The 3,423-nt window shown below is 40.3% G+C and carries 3 protein-coding genes; 1 reads left to right on the top strand and 2 read right to left on the bottom strand.

Annotated elements, in window-relative coordinates; genetic code table 11:
• Nucleotides 1–24: 24 nt before the first annotated feature.
• Nucleotides 25–1,629 carry an HD domain-containing protein gene (locus tag NTU69_05340; GenBank protein ID MCX5802943.1) on the bottom strand — a complete coding sequence of 535 codons (1,605 nt, stop codon included), beginning with the start codon at nt 1,627–1,629 and terminating at the stop codon, nt 25–27.
• A 123-nt stretch (nt 1,630–1,752) separates the two neighbouring features.
• Nucleotides 1,753–2,916, bottom strand: coding sequence for an MFS transporter (locus NTU69_05335; GenBank protein ID MCX5802942.1), 1,164 nt, complete (start codon nt 2,914–2,916; stop codon nt 1,753–1,755).
• A gap of 128 nt (nt 2,917–3,044) precedes the next feature.
• On the opposite strand from NTU69_05335, the gene NTU69_05330 reads away from it, so the two are divergent.
• On the top strand, nt 3,045–3,423 hold a 379-nt coding region (locus NTU69_05330; protein ID MCX5802941.1), incomplete at its 3' end, for an aminotransferase class I/II-fold pyridoxal phosphate-dependent enzyme.

Below are 3,423 nucleotides of genomic sequence, written 5' to 3'. Positions count from 1 at the left end.
AGTGGCAAGTGGCGAGTGGTGACATCAGCAATCAATCTGGTTCGGGTCAAGTTCCCGTTTCGCATAATCAGCATAGACCTTCTCTTTCATAAAAAGGTCAAGGATATCCCCGTCTATATGCCCATCTTTTTTGATAAATTCTAAGACCTGTAACGCCCTTAAGACTGACATCGGTTTTTTATAGGGACGGTCCTGAGCTGTTAATGCCTCAAATATATCAGCAATGGCAATAATCCTTGCAGGGTAAGGTAACTGTTCCGCCTTTATTCCAAATGGATACCCTGTCCCATCCAGCTTCTCATGATGGGCAGCTGCGTACTTAAGGACACGCTTTAATTTTTTTGGAAACGGCAACTTGCTCAACATCTTGAATGTTACCAGAGAATGGTTTTCGACGATCTTCCTCTCTTCCGGGGTAAGGGACCCTTTTTTTATAGAGAGGTTGTAAAGTTCGTCTTCTGTGAGACAAGGGGCTTCGTGCCCTTCGTAATTCCATTTTTTTTGGGCAATGTCCTTGAGCCTTTCAATCTTTTCGTCATCCATATACTCACCGGATTGATTACAGGTGCTGATAAATCTTTTTTCTTCAACGAGTGCGTTATATTGCTCCTCTGCCTTTTCATCAATTCTTTTAAAGGCCTCCGGGCTTATCTTTCCTGTTTCCCATAGTGTCAGTTTCTCTTCAAGGGCCTTAACCTTGATATCCCTCTTGAAAACCTCATATCGTGTATCTATTAAATTATTTAGGTCAAAAACCTTTTCAAGCTTCTTTGACTTGTCAATCACATTTTCAGGTGTAACGATCTTCCCTATGTCGTGAAGCCATGCAGCCATACTAAGCTCATGTATCTCATCCTCATTCAGATGAAAGTCTTTGAAAGGCCCTTCAGTTTGTTCATTCATCCTTTTCGCAAGCTCCATGGTAAGCTCCTGAACCCTGCGAATATGACCACCCGTATATGGGGACTTTTCATCAATAGCTGCAGCGATTGTCTGGATAAACGATTCAAAAAGATTCTCCAGGTCTCTGTATAATCTTACATTTGTTATAGCAACTGCAGCCTGAGAGGCCAGAGAAGCAATCAAGTCAACATATTCAGGCGAAAAAGGGATGGGGCTTTTTGTTATGGGATCAAGGGCATTGATGAGCTGCAATATGCCGATTATTTCACTTTCTTTATTTTTCATGGGGATTACGAGCATAGATTTTGACCGATAGCTGGTACCTGAATCAAACCTTTTTGTTCCCGAAAAATCAAAGCCCTCTGTCTCATACACATCAGGGATATTTACAATTTTACCTGTATTCGCCACATAGGAAGAAACATTCGAAAAGTTAGGCTTCCCGCCCATTTTTAACGGTACAGGAGGCCATGTAATGGGCCCTGCTGTCCCGCCCATCCGTATCTTCATTGTATCATTCTGGACTATAGCAAATTCAAGGCTATCATTTTCCTCGTTCATAATGTAGAGCGTACCAGCATCTGCATTTGAAAAGTTCCGGGCCTCCTCAATTATATTTTCTAATAAGCGGCTAAGGTTTTTTTCAGCAGAAAGGGCGATCCCGATCTCGTTAAGTTTCTTGATCAGGGAAGTCTGTATCTCTGCATATCTTTCGACTTCATCCATTTCTGTTGCCTCTTTTATGATTAACTTAAGTTATGCTCTGAATGCTGAAAAGTACCTATGCACTATATGGTTAAGAATAACAGTAATTTAAAAAAACAGCAAGAACTCAACGCTTATAATCTGCTAATCGAGTTCCTTTAAAAAATACGTGGTTCCACTCGATAGAATAACCAAAAGTCCAAATAAAAATATACCGAATCTGAAACTCAAAAAATCACCTGATAGACCGAGCAGACACGGTGTTATACCCATACCAAATATTGTAGCAAGTGTCACTATTAATCCGGTTGCCATACTCCGGTGTTCCTTTTCGAACACCCTTGAGATTGATACAAGCCCAACCGGGAAAAAACCCATTGCAACGCTTGCCTGTAAGAAAAGAAAAACCTCAATAAATCTCACGTCCCTGAGGGTAATAAGGAGTGTAAGAATCCCGGAGATCAATACAAAAAAGAACGTGATCTTCTTTAAGCTGAATCTATCAACAATAAATCCTGCCATAAGTGCAACAAAAACCCCTCCGAGTCTTGACATGCCAAAGATCTTATTTACATATGCAATATCAAGGAACAGCTCCTTGTTAAGGTATAAGGGAATCACAAAATATAAACCAAGATTTGCCCCTGCCATGAATATCCAGATTATCCCCATAAGCCACAGTGACTTCCTTCCTAAAAGGCTTCTGATGGAATCACCGCTTACCTTCTTTACTTTTACCTCCCTGCATTTGAGTGAAAATACAACAATACAGATTATGAAAACAACACCAAAGGCATTAAAAATTTCCCTCCATTGCAAAAACTTCAGGAAGAAGAAGGCTATAAATGGTGCACTGAATATGCTTAAAGATGCTGCGGTATCGTGGATAGCAATAGCCTTACCCCACGATTTTTCTTCGTAGTACTCTGTTATAAGAGGGATAATAGAAGGTAAATAAATGCCGGTACACATACCCAGCACAAAAGCAACAAGTGATAGCAGAGAAAACACCTTTATATGGGGGACTAAAAAAAGCACACAGGATGAGACAACCATTGATACCACTATCGATCTCTTGTAACCAAACGATCCTGAGAACAACCCCGAAAGAATTAGAGAAATCCCATAACCAAAAGAGGTAAGTCCAAAAAGGCTGCTTGCCCTCGCATGGCTTATAACAAACTCATCTTCAATGAGTGGCATGAGGGGAGAAAAAATCGTCCTTACACTAAAGTTCATAAACCATAAGAACCAGAGCAACATAAGAAACAAAAAGGCCTTCCCTTTGATGTTTTGAAAGCGCTCCATGACGTCTTAATCTAACTTTAATACTATCGAAAATTCAATCCATTATTGAGAAAGACATTCAAAGTATGCTAATATCCTTTCAATCCGGTACGGATATACTTAAATCAATACACATTAAGGACATTCAAATGAATATACCCATAATAAATCTCAAGGCTCAATACGCAAAGGTAAAAAGTGACATATTGCATAATTTGAAGGAAATACTATCAGAACAGAGGCTGATTCTCGGGAAATATTGCGACCAGCTGGAAAATACCATTTCAAACTATGTTGGTGTCCCCTATGCGATATCATGTGCAAACGGAACAGATGCGCTTATCCTTTCTCTCATGGCCTTAGGCATTAAGGACGGTGATGAGGTAATCACAACACCTTATACATTCTTTGCTACTGCAAGCTCTATTGTACTTACAGGGGCGAAACCGGTATTCGTTGATATCGAAAAAGAGGACATGAACATAGACCCCGAACTGATAGAGGGTGCCATTACGCCAAAGACAAAGG

It is taken from the genome of Pseudomonadota bacterium (assembly GCA_026388215.1).
GTDB lineage: Bacteria > Desulfobacterota > Syntrophorhabdia > Syntrophorhabdales > Syntrophorhabdaceae > JAPLKF01.
The sequence above is the reverse complement of the archived record's forward strand: the minus strand, read 5'-3'. Positions and strand labels throughout refer to the sequence as shown.